This is a genomic window from Sphingobacteriales bacterium (genome assembly GCA_016699615.1).
Classification (GTDB): Bacteria; Bacteroidota; Bacteroidia; order Chitinophagales; family JADIYW01; genus JADJSS01.
In genome coordinates this window covers 1587134-1608056 of the sequence record CP064984.1, presented here as the reverse complement: position 1 = coordinate 1608056, position 20923 = coordinate 1587134, and the positions used below count along the sequence as shown (strand labels likewise).

At 31.0% G+C, this 20923-nt stretch carries 17 protein-coding genes; 6 read left to right on the top strand and 11 right to left on the bottom strand.

Annotation, left to right across the window (positions count from 1 at the left end):
* Positions 1-6: 6 nt before the first annotated feature.
* The 7 genes from IPK18_07660 to IPK18_07630 all read right to left on the bottom strand — a co-directional run bounded on the left by IPK18_07660 (position 7) and on the right by IPK18_07630 (position 11180).
* Positions 7-1446 carry a circularly permuted type 2 ATP-grasp protein gene (locus IPK18_07660; protein ID QQR96797.1) on the bottom strand — a complete coding sequence of 480 codons (1440 nt, stop codon included), beginning with the start codon at positions 1444-1446 and terminating at the stop codon, positions 7-9.
* 374 nt (positions 1447-1820) lie between these two features.
* Positions 1821-2234: an SRPBCC family protein gene (locus IPK18_07655; protein QQR96796.1), complete on the bottom strand. Its 414-nt coding sequence runs from the start codon at positions 2232-2234 to the stop codon at positions 1821-1823.
* A 57-nt stretch (positions 2235-2291) separates the two neighbouring features.
* On the bottom strand, positions 2292-5684 hold the full coding sequence (locus IPK18_07650; GenBank protein ID QQR96795.1) for a methylmalonyl-CoA mutase family protein: 3393 nt from the start codon (positions 5682-5684) through the stop codon (positions 2292-2294).
* A 193-nt stretch (positions 5685-5877) separates the two neighbouring features.
* Complete coding sequence (locus IPK18_07645) at positions 5878-6831, bottom strand: Fic family protein (GenBank protein ID QQR96794.1); 954 nt, start codon at positions 6829-6831, stop codon at positions 5878-5880.
* 480 nt (positions 6832-7311) lie between these two features.
* Complete coding sequence (locus IPK18_07640; GenBank protein QQR96793.1) at positions 7312-7770, bottom strand: hypothetical protein; 459 nt, start codon at positions 7768-7770, stop codon at positions 7312-7314.
* A 264-nt stretch (positions 7771-8034) separates the two neighbouring features.
* A complete protein-coding gene (locus tag IPK18_07635) occupies positions 8035-8391 on the bottom strand; it encodes a hypothetical protein (GenBank protein ID QQR96792.1) in 357 nt (118 codons plus the stop codon).
* A 1301-nt stretch (positions 8392-9692) separates the two neighbouring features.
* On the bottom strand, positions 9693-11180 hold the full coding sequence (locus IPK18_07630) for a glutamate synthase subunit beta (protein ID QQR96791.1): 1488 nt from the start codon (positions 11178-11180) through the stop codon (positions 9693-9695).
* 197 nt (positions 11181-11377) lie between these two features.
* Here IPK18_07630 and IPK18_07625 point away from each other — a divergent pair, with 197 nt between their 5' ends.
* Positions 11378-12640, top strand: a complete 1263-nt coding sequence (locus IPK18_07625; GenBank protein QQR96790.1) for a T9SS type A sorting domain-containing protein — start codon at positions 11378-11380, stop codon at positions 12638-12640.
* On the opposite strand, the gene gldE is transcribed toward IPK18_07625, so the two are convergent.
* The 3 genes from gldE to mutY are packed head-to-tail and all read right to left on the bottom strand — an operon-like array spanning position 12637 to position 15497.
* Complete coding sequence (gene gldE, locus IPK18_07620) at positions 12637-13980, bottom strand: gliding motility-associated protein GldE (protein ID QQR96789.1); 1344 nt, start codon at positions 13978-13980, stop codon at positions 12637-12639. The genes IPK18_07625 and gldE overlap by 4 nt on opposite strands.
* A gap of 19 nt (positions 13981-13999) precedes the next feature.
* On the bottom strand, positions 14000-14425 hold the full coding sequence (gene ssb / locus IPK18_07615; GenBank protein ID QQR96788.1) for a single-stranded DNA-binding protein: 426 nt from the start codon (positions 14423-14425) through the stop codon (positions 14000-14002).
* Positions 14426-14474: 49 nt separating this feature from the next.
* Entirely contained in the window at positions 14475-15497 is a 1023-nt protein-coding gene (gene mutY / locus IPK18_07610; GenBank protein ID QQR96787.1) for an A/G-specific adenine glycosylase, read from the bottom strand.
* A gap of 90 nt (positions 15498-15587) precedes the next feature.
* Between mutY and IPK18_07605 the strand changes: the two genes are divergently transcribed.
* The 4 genes from IPK18_07605 (at position 15588) to IPK18_07590 (ending at position 18974) form a co-directional block, all read left to right on the top strand.
* The gene (locus tag IPK18_07605; GenBank protein QQR96786.1) at positions 15588-15881 is read left to right on the top strand and encodes an integration host factor subunit beta; all 294 of its coding nucleotides are present in this window, start codon (positions 15588-15590) and stop codon (positions 15879-15881) included.
* A 5-nt stretch (positions 15882-15886) separates the two neighbouring features.
* Complete coding sequence (locus IPK18_07600; protein QQR96785.1) at positions 15887-16699, top strand: tetratricopeptide repeat protein; 813 nt, start codon at positions 15887-15889, stop codon at positions 16697-16699.
* A 121-nt stretch (positions 16700-16820) separates the two neighbouring features.
* Positions 16821-18356, top strand: coding sequence for an Rne/Rng family ribonuclease (locus IPK18_07595; GenBank protein QQR96784.1), 1536 nt, complete (start codon positions 16821-16823; stop codon positions 18354-18356).
* A 15-nt stretch (positions 18357-18371) separates the two neighbouring features.
* Positions 18372-18974, top strand: a complete 603-nt coding sequence (locus tag IPK18_07590; protein ID QQR96783.1) for a lipoprotein signal peptidase — start codon at positions 18372-18374, stop codon at positions 18972-18974.
* Between the two features lie 10 nt (positions 18975-18984).
* Here IPK18_07590 and IPK18_07585 read toward each other — a convergent pair whose 3' ends face one another.
* Positions 18985-19788 (bottom strand): mechanosensitive ion channel, encoded by an 804-nt coding sequence (locus IPK18_07585; protein ID QQR96782.1) that lies wholly within the window; start codon positions 19786-19788, stop codon positions 18985-18987.
* Between the two features lie 158 nt (positions 19789-19946).
* Here IPK18_07585 and IPK18_07580 point away from each other — a divergent pair, with 158 nt between their 5' ends.
* Complete coding sequence (locus IPK18_07580) at positions 19947-20921, top strand: DUF3089 domain-containing protein (protein ID QQR96781.1); 975 nt, start codon at positions 19947-19949, stop codon at positions 20919-20921.
* Positions 20922-20923: the final 2 nt, after the last annotated feature.

Below are 20923 nucleotides of genomic sequence, written 5' to 3'. Positions count from 1 at the left end.
ATTATATTAATCTACTATCCATGTGTCTTTACTTCCACCACCTTGTGATGAATTGACAACAAGTGAGCCTTCTTTTAGCGCAACTCTAGTTAAACCTCCAGGTACTAATTTGAATCCATCTGGTCCAAATAATGCATATGGTCGCAAATCGACATGTCGTGGCGTAAGTTCGCCATTAATATAACAAGGTACAGTAGATAAATTTAATGTTGGCTGTGCAATGAATGATCTTGGGTCTGCATTAATGGCTATCTTAAATTTTGCTATCTCTTCATCAGATGCAGTTGTTCCCATTAGCATACCATATCCACCACTGTCATTTGTTTTTTTAATCACCATTTTATTCATGTTCTCAAATACAAAGTTACGTTGTTCTGTATCTTCCATCATATAAGTTGGAACATTTTTTAAAATTGGTTCTTCATTCAAATAATATTGTATCATTTTTGGCACATAAGCATATACTGCTTTATCATCAGCTACGCCGTTGCCCAATGCATTAACAATAGATACATTGCCATTTCTGTAGGCAGACAACAAGCCAGGCACTCCCAAAATACTATCTGGTCGGAATGCTAATGGATCTAAAAACTCATCATCTACTCTACGATATATAACATCTACTCTTTTTAATCCATGAGTAGTTTTCATGTATACTTTATGGTTTTCTACAACAAGGTCTCTGCCTTCAACCAAATCTACGCCCATGTATCTTGCTAAAAATGTATGTTCGTAATAGGCAGAATTAAAGATACCTGGTGTTAAAATAACGATACAAGGATTTTGTGTTTGATTTGGCGATAATGAAACTAATATCTTTTGTAATTCTAAAGGATAATTGCTAACATGACGTACTTTGTATTTATTCATTAACTCAGGAAAAATTGCCTTTGTTACATCTCGGTTTTCCATCATGTAAGAAACGCCAGATGGTGTGCGTAAATTATCTTCTAATACATAGTATGTGCCATCAGCATCTCTAACTAAATCAATACCTGCAATATGTACATAAATATTATGTGGTACATTAATGCCAAAAACTTCTCTGTTGTAATGTGGACATGATGCAATGAGTTCTGCAGGAATAAGGCCATCTCTTAAGCAATTTTGCTCATGATAAATATCGTGGAGAAATAAGTTGAGCGCTCTCATTCTTTGTTCTACACCTTTTGAAATATAATCCCATTCAGTAGAAGTAATTATTCTTGGAATAATGTCAAAAGGGAAAATGCGCTCAATACCTTCCTCATTACCTGAGTAAACAGTAAAGGTAATGCCTCTGTTCATAAACAGAAGTTTAGCAATTTCCTCTTTTTTGTTCAGCTCATTTGTATCGATGCTGTTTAGCTTATTCAGTAAGCTTTGGTAATGTTCACGAACATTGCCATCAGACATAGACATCTCATCCCAAAAATTTGTTTTTATTTTATAATTCTCGAATAACATAATTATTGCTCAACTTACTGCTTTTTTTTAATAAATATATGTTTTTGAAAACTAATAATGTAGAATTAAAATTAAATTATTTTTGCAATAACATGATTAAATATTTAAAATCTAAAAAAATAGTTTGATTATTTTTAAATAATTATAGCAAAATACTATAAAACTAATTAAATTTTTAAACTATTATAAGTAATAATTATAATTTGCCTATAATATACAATATGAATAAATAAAATACAATTAGTATTGCCTGTATTTTTAATTCAGTCTAATATTTCTCAAGAAGATGCATTGCATCAGCTATTGAATAAATACCATAGCATATTAATAAATCTGATTAATGATAATTATTAAGAATGAGAATAGTATAATTGCTAATTATGTTCAGTATAATTTTTGAAATTATTGAGAATCGCTAGCCAACCATCGCGTTGTATTTCTATTGGGTTGCTTGTTTCTGCATCAAAAATAATATCAATAGATGTGGTATTATTTGGTAGTGCATTGAATGTTACTGCAACAGTTCTGCTATCTGGCATTGTATACGAAAAGTATTCTTTCTCTACAATTGCATTGTACGTTGCTTCAAAGTCAAATCCAAAGCTTCCATCTTTGGCTTCCATTCTTGCAATGTATTTTCCGCCAACTTTCATATCATTACTTGCGCTCGGACATTGCCAATCATCAGTAGCAAAATTCCACTGTGTAATATGTGCTGGTTCTGTATAATAGTTCCAAACTTTTTGTATATCTGCAGCTATTGTTGCTTGAATGGTAATTTTTTCCATAATTGTTAGAATATATTTTTATTTTATATGCAAATATAAATACCAATTTCAAAACTATTACATATTTCTTCTATACTGTCCGCCAACTTTAAATAGTGCGTTGGTAATTTGTCCTAAGCTGCAAAACTTAACGGTTTCCATCAATACATCAAATAGATTTTTGTTTTCTAAAGCAGCGTTTTGTAGTAGTTGTATATAGTGTTCTGCTTCAGTTTTATTTCTTTCTTGCAAAGCTTGTAAGTTTGCAATTTGCAAATCTTTCTCTTCGGTGGTACTGCGTATTACTTCCATGGGCAAAATAGTAGGCGAACCTTTTGATGACAAGAAAGTATTGACACCAATTAATGGCAATTCGCCAGTATGTTTTTTCATTTCATAATACATACTTTCTTCTTGTATTTTACTACGTTGATACATGGTTTCCATGGCACCTAAAACACCACCACGTTCTGTAATTCTATCAAATTCTGCATACACAGCTTCTTCTACTAAATCGGTCAATTCTTCAATAATAAAAGCGCCTTGCAAAGGATTTTCATTTTTTGCTAAACCTAATTCTTTATTAATAATTAATTGAATAGCCATCGCTCTACGCACACTTTCTTCTGTTGGTGTTGTGATTGCTTCATCATACGCATTAGTATGTAGCGAATTACAATTATCATAAATTGCATACAATGCTTGTAAAGTTGTTCTGATGTCGTTGAAATCAATTTCTTGTGCATGCAAACTTCTTCCTGATGTTTGAATATGGTATTTTAATTTCTGACTTCTATCATTTCCTTTGTATAAATACTTCATCGCTTTTGCCCATATTTTTCTGGCAACACGGCCAATTACTGCATATTCTGGGTCGATACCATTGCTAAAGAAAAAAGATAAGTTTGGTGCAAAATCATCAATGTGCATTCCACGTGATAAATAGTATTCTACAAAAGAGAAACCATTAGATAAAGTAAATGCTAATTGGGAAATAGGATTGGCTCCAGCTTCTGCAATATGATAACCACTTATAGAAACAGAATAAAAATTGCGTACATTATGTTGCACAAAATATTCTTGTACATCGCCCATTATTTTTAAAGAAAACTCTGTAGAGAAAATACAAGTATTTTGAGCTTGGTCTTCTTTTAAAATATCAGCTTGTACGGTGCCTCGCACTTGCGATAATGCATACGTTTTAATCTTTTCGTACACTTCTTTGTCTAATACTTGGTCGCCAGTAACACCTAATAACAATAAGCCTAAACCATCATTACCTTCTGGCAAAGCACCATTGTAGCTTGGTCTTTTCGCATTTTTGCTTTTATAAATGGCATCAATTTTTTTATTGACTTCATCTACTAAATTATTTTGTTTGATATATTTTTCACACTCTTGGTCGATGGCTGCATTCATAAAGAAAGCGCAAATAGTTGCAGCTGGTCCATTAATAGTCATAGAAACAGATGTATTTGGCGAACACAAATCAAAACCAGAATACAATTTTTTTGCATCATCTAAAGTGCAAATAGAAACACCTGAATTGCCTATCTTACCATATATATCTGGACGAATCGCTGGATCTTCTCCATATAATGTTACACTATCAAAGGCTGTAGAAAGTCTTTTTGCTGGCAAACCTAATGATACGTAATGGAAACGTTTGTTGGTTCTTTCTGGTCCACCTTCGCCAGCAAACATACGTGTTGGATCTTCACCTTCTCTTTTAAATGGGAAAACACCAGCTGTATATGGAAATTCACCTGGAACATTTTCTTGCAAAGTCCATTTTAAAATATCGCCATACGCAGTGTAGTTAGGTAAACAAACTTTTGGTATTTGTAAATGCGATAAAGAAGTTGTGTGTGTTTTGATTTTGATTTCCTTATCACGTACTTTAAATACGTAAAATTCATTGTTGTAATTTGCTTTCTTCTCGTTCCAAGTATCTAATATTTGTTGACATTCTGGATGCAATTTTAATCGCTTGTTTTCAATAATCGAGTCCACAGTTGACAAACCATTGTCCACCGATTCTTTAGATTTAGTTGACTCTTGACCGTTGACCATTGACTTTACTCTTTCCAACGCATATAAATCTTGCGCAACTTCTGCTTGTTCTTTTACCCAAGTATCGTAATCTCTATTTGTTTTGGTAATATCAGATAAATAACGAACACGATTTGGTGGAATGATATAAATTTTTTCAGAATTACCTGTGCGTAAATTTATAGTTGATTGCCAATCTAAATTAGATTTTTCTATTACTTTCTGAATTACTGCTTTATATAATTCATTTGTACCTGGATCATTGAATTGCGAAGCAATGCTACCATACACAGGCATTTGTTCTGGATCAATATTCCATAAATTTCTATTGCGTTGATATTGTTTTTTTACATCACGCAATGCATCTTGTGCACCACGTTTATCAAATTTATTGATTGCTACTACATCAGCAAAATCCAACATATCAATTTTTTCAAGCTGAGAAGCTGCACCAAATTCTGGCGTCATCACATATAAGAACGTATTTGCAATATCAACTATTTCTGTTCCACTTTGTCCAATTCCAGAAGTTTCTATAATTATTAAATCATAGTTGGCTGCTTTTAAAATAGCTAATGCATCTGTGATATTTTTAGAGATAGATGCATTGGTTTGTCGTGTTGCCATAGAGCGCATATACACATGAGCATTATTGATAGAATTCATGCGTATTCTATCGCCTAATAATGCGCCACCAGTTTTTCTTCTACTTGGGTCAACAGAAATAATAGCAATAGATTTATTTGGAAAATCCAATAAAAATCTACGAACTAATTCATCTGTCAATGAAGATTTTCCTGCACCTCCTGTTCCTGTTATTCCAAGAATAGGTGTTGAGATGTGAGATGTGAGATGTAAAATTTGAGATTCAATTTTGTCATATTCTTCTGGGAAATTTTCAGCAGCAGAAATTAACTGCGCAATTTGATGGGTATTTTTTTCTTTTAATAAAGTTTCATTTAATGCAATATTCTTTCCTGTAGGAAAATCACAAATTTGCAATAAATCATTTATCATGCCTTGTAAACCTAATGCTCTGCCATCATCAGGCGAATAAATTCTATCTATTCCATAAGCATGTAATTCTTCAATTTCTGATGGCAAAATAGTGCCGCCACCACCACCAACAATTTTAATATGTCCACAACCTTTCTCTCTCAATAAATCATACATGTATTTCAAAAATTCAACATGACCACCTTGGTAAGATGTAAATGCAATTGCATTAGCATCTTCTTCAATGGCACACTCTACAATTTCTTGTACAGAACGATTATGACCAAGATGGATTACTTCTGCACCAGATGCCTGAATAATGCGTCGCATAATATTGATAGCAGCATCATGGCCATCAAATAATGAGGCAGCTGTAACTATTCTTATTTTATTTTTGAGTTGGTAAGGTTGAACTTCTTGCATACAATAAACTAATTATTGTAAAGTTAAACATTTACGCCAAAAGACAAGAATATTAGTATCTGTTGCAATTAAAATTTGTATTATTTTCTAATTGAAATATTATGCCTTTTCAATAATATATGATATATAAGTTATGTAAAATTACCACTCAAAAACTCACGTTGTGCAACAGCTACCCATGTTGTAAGCAGTATTATTTTTTTCGATATGTTGAAGTATTTTTATCTCCATATTTTTCTATTAATGATTTTTCGACTGCATTTTTTAAATCACGACTTGCTGTTGCCGATGAAATATCTTTGAAATAAGCGATGTAATTTTTTCGGGTGAAATCATTTTCTATGTTCTCTAAAAATAAAAGCATTCTATCATTTTCAGATAGTTTTTTCGATGAATTTTGAAGTAACTCGTCCAAAGAATGGTCAATCATTTGCAACATATATTCAATGAATTTTGTTGATTTACCTTCTTTGTCAGCGTTAGATAATACTTTATAATATGCTTCCTGATTTTTAGAAATTAATGTTTCGAAAGGAAGAAATTCAAATACAGGATAATCTTGCATTAGAATCAACGTTTGCCATAATCTTCCCATTCTACCGTTTCCATCTAAAAATGGATGAATAAATTCCATTTCGTAGTGAAAAACACAACTTTTGATAAGTGCTATTTCTGATTTATCCTTTACATACTCAAATAAACTTTTCATCAAAAATGAAACATTTTCGTGAGGCGGTGCAATATGTTCCACTTTAGCGCCTTTTACAATTCCTACGCTTTGATTTCGATATTTTCCTGGTTGTTTTATTAACTTTTGTAATAGTAATTTATGCGCATTCAAGAAGTCTTTTTCTTTATGAGGTTTTAGGCTATTTATATTTTTATATACTTCCAAGGCATTCATTACTTCTGTAATATCTTTTTTTGGTCCTATTACTCTTTTGTTTTCTAAAATTGCAGTAATTTGTTCTTCTGTAAGCGTGTTTCCTTCAATGCTTAGCGACGAATGAATGGTTTTAATTTGATTTTGCTTTCTTAATGTAGGGTTAGATTTTATGAGGTATTTAGCATTTACCTCGCCAATTTTCTCTGAAATTGAAGTAATGTATTTTAATATTTCTGAAGTTATTTCGTAAGGTGGCTTCATATTATGATACTATCATTTGATATTATCACAAAAGTAAAATATTTATTTTGAATTTGAAGTGAAGTTGGAATAAAATTGCCAATAACGGTTGAAAATTGGCGCTGGTTGTGCGTGTTTAGCACCAGCTATTATTTATTTACAAATGTAATTTATTACACAAAACTTTAATTACCAAATCTTTTACAACCTACACAAGCTGATGCGCTTTCTTTCCAAACCTAATAAAATAAAGGAAAATGCGATGCAGATAGCACAAAAAATGGAAATAAACACGATAAAAAGTCTGTTTTTACTTTTTTATTTTATGAAAACCACCACCAACTACCACAGCAGAAATACAAACCATAAAATACAGGTTATTTAATATTAAATATGATATTGTAGATATGAAAATTTAATCTTCCAAAAAACCGAGTTGTGCAACAGCTACCGATGTTATGGGCAGCCTTTCTTTTCTGTCTGTTTGTAAATGTCTGCATATTATTCGCCCCACAAGTGATAAACTTTCAATTCTGTTCTGTCTGAATTTAAAACTGCGAAACCATTTTCAAAAGTCTCACGAGTATTTCCTGGTTCAACATTCAACCAAGTCGTTTTAAATATAAATATTTTACTGTCCTTTGATTTAATTTTTGGTAGAATACTTTCATTTAAAATGTTAAGTGAATAGTCGTCACTTTTAAGTTTAGAGAAAGTGCTTTTGGTTAAAGTGTCTGCTGAAAATGAAATGCTGTCTACAAGTTTCCAGTCATTTTTATCTGCAAATTCAACTAATTCTTTGTCGGTAAAAGTATTGTCCGTTTCACTTTTCCAGTTTATTTCCCTTTGTCCGCCCCAAGGTCCTTGGTCGCTATTTTTTGTCAATATTAATTCCTTGTGAAAGTCTGTCCAGAAACCAGCAGGTGTTGTCTTATTACAAGAAGTCACTAAAACTGTCAAGCTAAAAATGGTCAGTAGATGTTTTACAATTTGTTTCAAAGTTGTCTTTCTGTTTGGTTAATGTCGTCTTTTAAGGTTGCCCATAACTTGTTTATATGCGCTACTGCGTAGCGTTTATTTATGTAAATATAAAGTATTTTATTTATAATGTATCAAATGGTGATATAATATTTTGAATATTGTGTGTGCTTACATGCGTATATATTTCTGTCGGTTTGCTACTGCTATGTACTAATAATTCTTGTATGTGTCGCAAACGAGGTTTTATTTCCCTTTCATTACTTCTGCTAGGGCTTCGTATTTTGCTTTGCTTATTGCTAATTCGTTTTCTAGTTGTGCAATACGTAAGTCTTTGCTGTTGTCTATGCTAACATTGCTGGTATAGGTGCTGGGCAATTGTGCTGCTATGTCGGCAAAGAAATTGTGTTTTAGTGCATAGCTAAGTTCGTGTACAATGGCTAACTGTATAGATGCACTGTTTTGGTAATGAATGATGGTGCTATCTTTGCGTTTTATTTTTCTCGCCAATGCAGATTTTGCTACTTTCTGCTTATCAATATAAGTTTTAAGCAGTTGCCCAAAGTGGAAACTGCCTATGTTTTCTAAATATTTTGATTTCATATGCTGTCATTTTAAAAATGAAAAAATTAAGTTTATTAAACTAGTGTCTAATTTTATTACTAAACTGTCTAATTTTATTCATAAATTGTCTAAATAATTACCCATTCTGTCTAATAAAATTACCAAGCAGTCTAATTTAATTCATAAATAGTCTAAATAAATTACTAAACTGTCTAATTTTATTCATATTCTGTCTAATTAAATTTATAAATAGTCTAATTTTATTACCATCTAGTCTAATTAAATACCCAAGCGGTCTAATAAAAATAACTGGATAGAAAAAAATATTAGATAGCGACGAGGTTTTAATTAGTGTCATTGCCTTGAAAAAGGCAATCTCATATTTCTAAGTGCTAATGAGATTACCAATTTCGTGGTAATGACAGTAAGGCTATTTTTTTCTTGATAAAACAGTGCATTTACTTTCTTTGTCTTGATACAAGAGTGTAATACTTACTTTTTTTCTTGATAAAATAGTGCATTTACTTTCTTTGTCTTGATACAAAGAAAGTAACAAAGAAAAATCAAGGCTTACGAAAAATTACGCTAAAAATATTCGTCTTCGCTAAAAGTTTTTAAACTTGTTCTGCTTCTACAAAGCAGAACTTCAAACAGCAAAACTTTCTTTACGCTCGACGCTTATTTTCTTAACGCTATTTTTCTAATGCCGTTTTTTATTTCTTATATCAGAATATGATTTTAGATATTTTGATTTTTCTTCGCCGCGTGCTAACGCTTGAATGTTTTATAAATTTATTCTTGAAATTGCTTAATGTCATTGCCTTGAAAAAGGCAATCTTCTAAATCTAAGTAATAATGAGATTACCACTTTCGTGGTAATGACAGTAAAGCTATTTTTTCTTGATAAAACAGTGCATTTACTTTCTTTGTCTTGATACAAAGAAAGTAACAAAGAACAATCAAGGCTTACGAAAAATTACGCTAAAAATATTCGTCTTCGCTAAAAGTTTTAAACTTGTTCTGCTTCTACAAAGCAGAACTTCAAACAGCAAAACTTTTTTTACGCTCGACGCTTATTTTCTTAACGCTATTTTTCTAATGCCATGATAGTCGGCAGTCGACAGTCAGCCGTGGGTTGATGCTTGAACGTTTTATAATTTGTTGTTTTAGATTGCTTCACTTCGTTCGCAATGACGCAACTTTTTTATACTTTATTTATAATGTCTTTTTATTAAAAAAAAACACTGAACTCTTTACTTCTGACAGGTAAACAGGTGATAACATCTGTTTTAGACGAGGTATTCAATAATTGTAAGCTTTTTTAGGAAGTGCGTTGTCAATTAATCTAAAGCAAGCATAGATGTACTTTTTCTTTCTAATAAGCTTTCGCCCATTAAAAATTTATCTACTTCATAAGCACATTCTCTTCCTTCGCTAATTGCCCAAACAACTAAGCTTTGTCCACGACGCATATCTCCAGCAGCAAAAACTTTTGGAATATTTGTTTGGTAATTGTCAGATTTTACATTGCCTCTTTCATCTATTTCAACGCCCAACTGTGCTAGCAATCCATCGTGTTGTGGATGTAAGAAGCCCATAGCTAATAATGCAAGTTGACAAGGAATAACTCTTTCGGTTTCTGGTGTTTCTACAAATTGCGCTCTTCCATCAATTGTTTTCCATTCAATTTCTGCAATCTTTATTCCAGATAAGTTTCCATTCTCGTCGCCAATAAATTCTTTTGTTAAGATAGACCATTCACGTTGGCAACCTTCATCGTGTGATGATGATGTTCTTAATACCAATGGGTACATTGGCCATGGTGTAGATTCTGCTCTTTCCAATGGTGGCTTAGATAATAATTCCATTTGGGTAATAGATGCAGCACCATGTCTATTAGAAGTACCAACACAGTCAGAGCCTGTGTCGCCACCACCAATAACTACAACATGTTTGTCTGTTGCAAATAAATCACCATTTTGATATGGATTTCCTTGATGGTCTACTGTTGTTTCAATATTTGATACTCTTTTGTTTTGTTGAGAAAGGAATTCCATTGCTGGATAAATTCCTTTTAAATTTCTACCTGGAATTGGCAAATCTCTTGGTATTGTGGAGCCACCAGTCAATACAATTGCATCAAAGTTTTTAAGCACTTCTTCTGTACTTACATTACTACCAACATTGGCATTTGTTTTAAACTCAATGCCTTCTTTTTCCATTAATTCTACTCTTCTTTCAACTACTTTTTTCTCTAGTTTGAAATCTGGGATACCATATCGAAGTAATCCACCAATATTGTCAGCTCTTTCGAATACAGTAACTGAGTGTCCAGCTTTATTTAGTTGATGTGCAGTTGCAAGTCCTGATGGACCAGAGCCAATAACTGCGATTTTTTTATTTGTTCTTTGTTTTGGTACTTGTGGTTTTACAAAGTTTAATTCAAATGCTTTTTCTATTATTGATTTTTCAATGTGCTCAATAGCAATTGGTGGTTGGTTGATTCCTAATACACATGAAGATTCGCATGGTGCAGGACAAATTCTACCTGTAAATTCTGGAAAATTATTTGTAGAAGTAAGAATATCGTAAGCTAGCTTCCAATCGTTTTGATAAACAGCATCATTGAACTCTGGAATAATATTTCCTAGTGGGCATCCATTATGACAGAATGGAACACCACAATCCATGCATCTTGCAGCTTGATGATTTGTTTTTTCATCTGAAAATGGCTCATAAAATTCCTTATAATCTTTTACTCTATCTGCTGGCTTTCTGTAGCTTGGCAATTCTCTCTTGAACTCTAAAAATCCAGTATTTTTTCCCATACAATGTTTTACTTTATAATAAAAAATAATTGAACCAACTAAATTAAGTATTTTTTGTCAAGATTTGTTTAAGTCGTAATTACCAAAACGTCAATTTTTTAATATTGAGATTGGGCGTACACAGTATAATCTTTAATAATTATTGAATATATAAGTATGATTCATTAACTTTATAACCATAACTAGACTTGTGTATAATGAAAAATAACATTTTATTTTGTTTTGTTGTATTGCTATCACAACATATAATATTTGCTCAATGTGGCGATAGATATCTAGAAGATATAAGTAGTACATTAATTACCCATAAAGACATAAAGTATGGTAACAACCTTGATAGCAAAGATGTTTCAACTGATTTGCTACTAGATGTTTATGAACCAGAAAATGATACTTTGAGCTTAAGGCCATTGATGATATTTGTACATGGTGGTTCGTTTATTGGTGGTAGCAGAACAGACCAATCTATTGATGAGAATGCCAAATATTTTGCAAGAAAAGGCTATGTGACAGCAAATATTGAGTATAGAGTAGAGCAAACAAATTTATTAACACCTATTTTAAATTTTGCAGATAAAAACAATTGGTACAAAGCTATGATACGTGTTGTACATGACATAAATGCTACTATACGATTTTTTAAAAAAGATGTAGCTGAGAATGGCAATATTTATAGAATTGATACTTCACAAATAATATTATATGGTTCTTCTGCTGGAGCAATTGCTTGTTTACATGCTACATATATTGATGATTTGGATGAAGCATCTGTAGATTTTCGAAGAAACTTTACAGCATTAGGTGGCTTAGAAGGAAATAGTGGAAACGCTGGATATACTTCAAGAAATAGTGTGAAAGCTATAGTAAGTTGTAGTGGTGCTATTGATAATTTAAATTATTTGAACAATAATAAAGATATAAAATTTATTGCGTTTCATCATGGTATAGACTTGACAGTACCATACGACAAAGGCTGTTTTGTAACTGTAGCTTGTCATTTAAATCAGTTTTATGGTAGTAAGCAAATAGCTCAAAGACAAAAAACTTTAGGTGCAACTTACGAATTTTATACATTTGATAAAATTGACCATCCTGCTGATAAAACTGCAAACGCAGAAGATAGAGCTTTTTTACTTGCTACAACTGCAACTTTTCTGCATAATAATGTTGTTTGTAATGATAGAACAACACCAATTAAAAAGAATAATTATCAAACATTTAATGTATATCCAAATCCTACAAGCAATCAGTTTTTTGTAGATTATGATAATAATATTGAACAGAAAGAAATTGAATTACAAATAATAAATATTGTTGGCGAAAAGGTGCTTGAAAGAAAGATGATTGCACGAAGTGCTGAGCCAATAAATATTAACTTAGAAAAAGGTATGTATACTGTACGAATTGTAAATAGTGCAGAAAATACTATTTATATTTCAAAACTGATGGTTACAAACTAATCATTATTGATGGTAACTTTTATTCTAATTATTCTCGTTTCGTTTGCTTCTAGAATAGTAAATTTATATTGATTGTAGTTTAGCTCATCGCCTTCTTTTGGTAAATCAGAATACAGCTCAAGCATTAACCCAGCCAAAGAATCTGCGTCACCAATAACAGCATCAAATGAGTCATTTTTTATTTCCAATACTTTGCAAAAATCATTGATATTTGTTCTTGCTTCAAATATATAATTGTTGGCATCTAGTTTTTTGTAATCTATTTCTGTTACATCATCAAACTCATCTTTTATTTCGCCAATTACTTCTTCCAAAATATCTTCGAGAGTAATGATGCCTGATGTGCCACCATATTCATCAACAATAATTGCCATATGCACTCTTTTAGTTCTAAAATCTTCTAAAAGGTCATCTATTTTTTTATTTTCTGGAATAAAAAATGCAGGTCGAATAATAGTTTGCCATTGAAAATCTTCGCTTTTATCCAAATGTGGCAATAAATCCTTGGCATACACAATTCCTGTAATTTTATCTATATCATCTTTGTATGTTGGTATTCTAGAATAGCCAGATTCTTTTACTGTATCTAATAATTCTTTGAAATTTGAATCAGTATCTATGGCAATTACATCTACTCTTGATCTCATAATCTGAGTAACAGTAATATTTCCGAATTTTACCAAACCTTTCAGAATTTTAGAATCATTTTTTATGTCTTCATCTATTGATGTAATGTCTATTGCTTCATCAATATCTTGTGCTGTAAGATTTTGTTCGTTGGTTTGTAGCCTTTTTTCTAAGAATGTTGAAATTACAATTAATCCATTTGTGAATATGGAAAATATTTTACTTAAAAAAATAATAGGTCTGATTAATGTTCTACTGATGTTGTAATTGTTTTGTGTTGCATAAACTTTGGGAATCACTTCTGCAAAAAGAACAATGACCAATGTTTCAAAAACTATTTTTACTATAAATTCTAGTGTTTTATGCTCATGCATGTACACTGGATTGAATAGATTTTCAAAAACAGATTCAAATACAATAACAACACCAAGATTAAACAATGTAATGCTTAGTACTAATGTTGCAAGCAATTCTTTAGGATTTTTTATTCTATCCAAGATGGCTTTGTCTGTACTATCGCCGTTTTCTTCCATTTTATTCAGTTGTTTGTTGTCCAACGAGAATATGGCAACTTCAGCAGAGCTGAGTATTGCAGAAAGAAATAATAAAATGAGGACAACAACCAAACCATAAACAACAATTTGATTTATAGGATTGAAGATATTAGGTGTTAGAAGAATATTTAAAACATGTATGGGAATACCGTCGTCCAAGTTTTTTCTATTTTATGCTTTAAAATGGCAAATCATCATCATAGTTTTGCTCTATGTCATCTGTATTTGTGTGTGAAGATATGTTTTCTTGTTGAGTATTACTAGTATCTGTTGCTACTTTTTTTTCTAATAGCTGAAAATTTTCAACAACAATTTCTGTAGTATATCTTTTGTGACCTTCTTTATCATCCCAACTTCTTGTTTTAATTTTTCCTTCAATAAAAACGTTAAAACCTTTTTTTAGAATGCGTTCTGCACGTTCTGCCACACCACGCCACATTACTATATTATGCCATTCAGTCTGTTCATTATAAGTACCATCATTGTTTTTATAAACTTCTCTAGTTGCTAAAGGAAAATTACATACGGTAGTTGTTTCATTTATTTTTCTTACTTCTGGATCTTTTCCTAATCTTCCAATCAAAATTACCTTATTTACACTCATAGCCAATTATTTATTTGTTATAGAGATAGTATTAATAGAACTAAGATAATTATAAATTTTTACATTTCAAATAATTTCTGATAATTTTTGGAAATGTATATTGTTGTATATCTTTTACTTTTACAACAATACATGCATCTGGAATTTGCTTAGGCAAATAATCCATATCATAGAAGTAAGCATCAATATTTTGATGAGTCAAAACTTGATTCAATTGGATTGGATTGGGTAGTTTCTTTATTTTATATTTCTTTAAGTCATTGTCCAATATTTTTTCAGAATCCGTTTCTATACAAGGAAAATCATACAAGAGTTTCCATATATCTTGGTTGTTTCTATGGTGTAGTATAATTTCTTGTTGGTTGTTAAATACAAAATAATGAAAGAACCTTTTCTTTTTAATTAATTTCTTTGATTTTACTGGCAAAGTGCTAATCTTATCTTGTTGGTAAGCAATACAATTGGAACTAAATGGACAAGATGTACATTGTGGGTTTTTTGGCGAACAAACTAGTGAGCCAAAATCCATAATGGCTTGGTTGTATTCCGCAGGATTTTTTTTATTTAGCAACTCTTGTGCTTTATGCTGAAAATATTTTTTGCCAGCAGTAGTGTCAATAGGAATATCAATGCCAAAAATTCTAGACAAAACTCTGTACACATTGCCATCTACAACAGCATATGGCAACTGATAGCTAAACGACGCAATAGCAGCAGCAGTATAATCACCAATTCCTTTTAGTTTTCTAATGTCTTCGTAGTTATTTGGGAAAATGCCATTGTATGTATCACGAATATGTTTTGCTGTATGATGCATATTTCTAGCTCTACTATAATAGCCCAAACCTTCCCAAAGTTTCAAAATATTTCCAATGTCTTCGTTAGCAAAATCTACAATTGTAGGATATTTATCAATAAATTTTAGATAATAAGGCGTTCCTTGTTCAATTCTAGTTTGTTGTAAGATAATTTCAGACAACCATATTTGATATACATCAAAAGATTTTTTCCATGGCAATGTTCTTTTGTTCAAATTATACCATTCTATAAGCATTTTGCTAAAGTTATTCATAGATACTTAATATGAACAAAACTATAAATAAAGATTTATATTTTTAAAATAACAACAATTTTTGCAACTTTGCCCTATAATTTAAATTACATGAGAAAAGCAGATATCATTTCGATTATTTCAGAGAAAACAGGTGTGCCAAAAGTAGATGTTATTGTTACTGTAGAAGCATTTTTTAAAGAAGTAAAAGATTCTTTGGCGGAAGGAGAAAATATTTATGTTAGAGGATTTGGTTCTTTTATAAGAAAAACAAGAAAAGCAAAAATTGGAAGAAACATAAAAAAAGGTACATCAATAGAAATTCCAGAGCATGATATTCCATCTTTTAAGCCGTCAAAACAATTCTTACTGCAAATCAAAGAATCTAAAGTAGTAAAATCATAATACATTTGCAAAATAAGCAGTGGATATTGTTGGGTGTTGCCATTGTGTTGGTTGGATTGCTTTTTTTCTTTGGGAAAACTACCAAAAAGAAATCAGAAGAAGAAGCAAAAGCAAGCGTTTCTAATGTTATTGATTTTGAAACCTACGAGCAAACCATCATCAAGAATAATCAACTTCCAGATTCTTTAGTTACTTTAATCAACTTAGCTAAACAACAAGAGAAAGACACACAGCTTATTGAACGCATCATTCATGCATGTAAAGATGCAAAGCAAGCAAACCTATATGCCTACTATCAATACAAACAAGCACAAATCAAAAATACACCTGCTGCATATGAAAATGCAGGCTATGCATTGATGAGTGCATATAAAATTAACAGAGATAGTAATATATCAAATAATATCATTACATTTGCACTCCAATCTTTCAAAAAAGTTCTTGATTTTGAGCCAGATAACGTTGATGCTAAAATACAAATGGCAGAAATTTATGTGCAGGATGGACAAGAACCAATGAAAGGAATTGAAATATTGAAAGGCATTGTAGAAAAAAATCCAGAAAATTTAGTTGCATTAACAACTTTGGGAAGATTATCACTACAATCTGGACAATATGACAAGGCAAAAGAAAGATTAGAGAAAGTATTGCAGCTTGATCCTCAAAACACAGAAGCTATTTATTTTTTAGCATTTACTGAGGCAGAATTAGGGAACAAACAAAAAGCAATACAATTGATGGAATTATGCAAAACGCTGGTAAACAATCCAGAATTTGACAAAGAAATAGAACAATTTATTAACGAATTAAAAAAATAACAATTATGCCTTCTGGAAAAAAAAGAAAAAGACATAAGATTGCTACGCACAAAAGAAAAAAGAGACTAAGAAAAAATAGACATAAAAAGAAAAAGTAATTTTCAACTAAACAAACCCAAATATGATAAGAGAATTAGTATTACATGCTAATTCCAAAGGTGTTGAAATTGCGCTTCTAGAAAATAAAAAATTAGTCGAATACCACTTAGATGCATATGAAAGCAACGATTGTGTTGCAAGTAATATGTATTTAGGAAGAGTAAAAAAACTAAATCCTGCCCTTAATGCAGCATTCGTTGATATAGGGCAAGATAAAGATGCTTTTATTCATTATTCAGATTTAAGTCCATACGTTAAGTGCTTAAAAGCATACACTGATGCAGCACGTACAACGCAAGACATAACATCTTTGGAGTCGTTTAGCCTAGAACCATTAATCGAAAAAGATGGTAATATAGAACAAGTTCTTGAAAAAGGACAGTTGTTGCTATTTCAAGTATCAAAAGAGGCAATGTCTACAAAAGGCGCAAGACTTACTTGCGAAATCTCAATTCCTGGTAGATATGTTGTGCTTACACCATTTAATGAATCTATAGGCATTAGCAAAAAAATAGTAAATGAAGATGAGCGAAATAGACTACATCAAATTTGCCAACAAATAAAACCTAAATGCTTTGGCGTAGTTGTTCGTACCAATGCCGCAAATATCTCAGAAGCAGAACTACAAAAAGACATTCAAATACTTTATCAGAAATGGATAAGTATTACAAAAAAGCTATATCTTCAACAAAAGGAAGTCTGTGTATATCGTGAGGTTTCTAAATCTTTTACAATAATTAGAGATTTGCTGAATGATACATTTGAACGTATAGTAACTGATGATGATGCCATACAAAGTGATTTAAAAAGATATCTTGAAGAATATATCCCAGATAAATCACAGTTGTTGCAAAAACATCAATCACATACACCAATTTTTGAAGAATATGATATCAGCAAACAAGTGAAAACAGCATTTGGGAAAATAGTAACATTAAAATCTGGTGCTTATCTAATCATCGAACACACAGAAGCATTGCACGTTGTGGATGTGAACAGTGGCCCGAAGATTAAAAAAGATATAGACCAAGAAACAAATGCTTTCAACATAAACTCAGACGCAGCTGTAGAAATTGCAAGACAATTGAGATTAAGAAACCTTGGTGGTATCATAGTAATAGATTTTATTGATATGAAATCTCAATCCAATAAAAGTAAACTATTGGAGATAATGCAAGAAGCCATGAAAACAGATAAAGCAAAACATGTCTTGTTACCAATAAGCAAATTTGGGTTGATGGAAATAACACGCCAAAGAGTGAAAGAACAAGTATCTATTGATGTTTCTGAAGATATTGTAAATAGCAAAGCTAAAATAGAAGAACCATTGCAAATTGTAGAGCATATTTATAATGATTTGGAAAGATTGAGCAACAACAAAGAAAAGAGTTTTATACTTTTTGTGCATCCTTTCATTTATGCATTTCTAAAAAAAGGCACACTTTCTTTTAGAATGAAATGGTATGCAAAAACAAATAAATGGATAAAATTAATTCAAGATAGTAGCCTGAAATTGACAGATTATCAGATACAAACGCTTGATGGAAAAGAAATATAATTATATATTTGTACCATGAACAAACAACGATTTGCGATTTTATTTATATTTATACTAATTATAATAGACCAAATTACTAAAATATATGTAAAGCTCAATATGTATCTTGGTGAGCATAATTATTATTTAGGAGATTGGGCAAGCATCAGTTTTGTAGAAAATGAAGGCATGGCATTCGGACTTAGCTTTGGTGGAGGCATAGGCAAATTATTATTGACATTTTTTAGAATAATTGTTGTCATATTTATTGCTTATTATATTCGCAAACAAATACAAACCAAGCACGCAAATTATCTATTTGTAGTATGTATGTCCTTAATTTTTGCAGGCGCAGTAGGAAATATTATAGATAGTGTATTTTATGGTAAAATATTTAGCGAAAGCACACCTAGTGAAATTGCAACACTATTTCCTGCAGAATCATATGGAACATGGTTCAAAGGTAGAGTTGTAGATATGTTTTATTTCCCATTGTATAATGACAATTTACCAGAATGGATTCCATTTGTTGGTGGCAGATACACAGAGTTTTTTCCATACATTTTCAATGTTGCAGATGCTTACATTACAGTAGGTGTAGCTATCTTATTACTATTCCAGAATAAGATATTAAAATAAAAAACAGCAACTAAGCAATAGAAACTAACTTTATATTATTCTGATTAAAATAATCTTTTAGTTGCAACATAATAGTTGTTTTTATTTGCTCTTCATTCATATTGAAATGAAAATCATACAACCAATAGTATAACAAGAAACTCATGTTTTGTTGCTTAATTTGAACTAAATGTACATCTGTAACTTTTTCTTTTTTTTCAATTACACTCTTATGTTCGTTGATAACATCTTTGATGTTTTGCATGAGTATATTTGTATCTGATGTATAGCCTTCAATTTCTATTTTTAATTCAAATCTTTGGAAACCATCAACTGTATAATTTGTCAATGGACTAGTAATCAACTTAGAATTAGGAATATAGATATCTTTGCCATCATTCGTTTTTATGGTTGTTTCTCTTAATGTAACAGACGCCACCTCGCCAATTATACTATCTACTTGTATAATATCACCAACACGAAATGGCTTATTGAGCGCCAATACAATTCCTGCTAAAAAGTTTTCGCCAATATCTTTAAGTGCAAAACCAATAATAAATGTTGTCAATCCAGCACCAGCTAATATTTTATTAGAAAAAGATTTTAAGCCTAATTTTTCTAAGCAAAGCAAAATACCAGTTGCAAAAACAATTATACTAAAAATACGGCCAACAAAGTTACCTGTTATTTCATCACCAGTTTTTTTAATAATTAAGTTTGATACTGTATATTTTATAAATTTTCCAGCAGCTAAAGTAAAAGTAAAAATTATTGCAACTACAACAATATTTACTATTGATTTATTTTCTAATAAAAACGTTTGAATCGTATTCATACAATCTAATTCTTATACTTATTTATGAGTACTAAAATACAAGAGTTTTTCATTAATAATTCAAATCTTGTGTCATATTTATTACTGATAACAATACTTAACATACAAATATAAAAATTGGAATTAATTTTATATGAAAATAAATTTGAATACGTCAAATGGGTAGATTGTTATTTCTATTATTTCTTTTACAAAAAGTTGCTTTTGCACAAGTTACAGACTATGCACAAACGCAAAATTGGGCAGCATTACCACAAGTTTCAAACAACTCAAATTGGACGCCAAACACGTCTATAAAAAACAATCAATCCATAGCAAAAGCAGATGTTTTCTATATTCATCCAACAACAGATATTTATGGCTTAAAGATTTCTGGCAATACAAGCTTAGATAATGATAGAGTGAACAAACAAACTGATGAATTATGCATACAATATCAAGCAAGTGTTTTTAATGCAGCTTGCAAAGTATATGCACCAAGATACCAACAAGCAGTTTTGCATAATTTCTTTGCAAGAAACTCAGACAAATCTAAAGAAGCATTCAATACAGCATATCAAGATATAAAAGCAGCGTTTGAGTATTACCTAAAGAATTATAATCAAGGTAGACCAATTGTAATTGCAGGACACTCACAAGGTAGCATGCATGCAGCAAGATTGTTGAAAGATTTTTTTGATGGTAAGGATTTGCACAAACAATTAGTTGCAGCATATTTAATAGGCTATCCAACATTCCCAAATCAATTTCAATATTTAAAAGTTGCAGAACATGCAGACAGCTTAGGTGCAATTATTTCTTACAATGCATTTTTATTAGGCACAGATGGATCTTTTTCTGATGCATACAAAGGCGCAATGGTAGTTAATCCATTGAGTTGGAATACAACAAATGAATTTGTAGATGCATCGAAAAATTTAGGTGGAATAAAAAAAAATAAAAATGAAATTTTCCCGAAACTACTTGGCGCAAAATGTGGCAACGGAATTCTTGAAATACAGAAACCAAATATTTCAGGGTATGTACCATTATTAAAAAACAACTATCATATTCATGATTATAGTTTATTCTATATGAATATTAGAGAAAATGTAGAACATAGAGTGAATCTTTTTTTAAATAAAAACAATTAAAT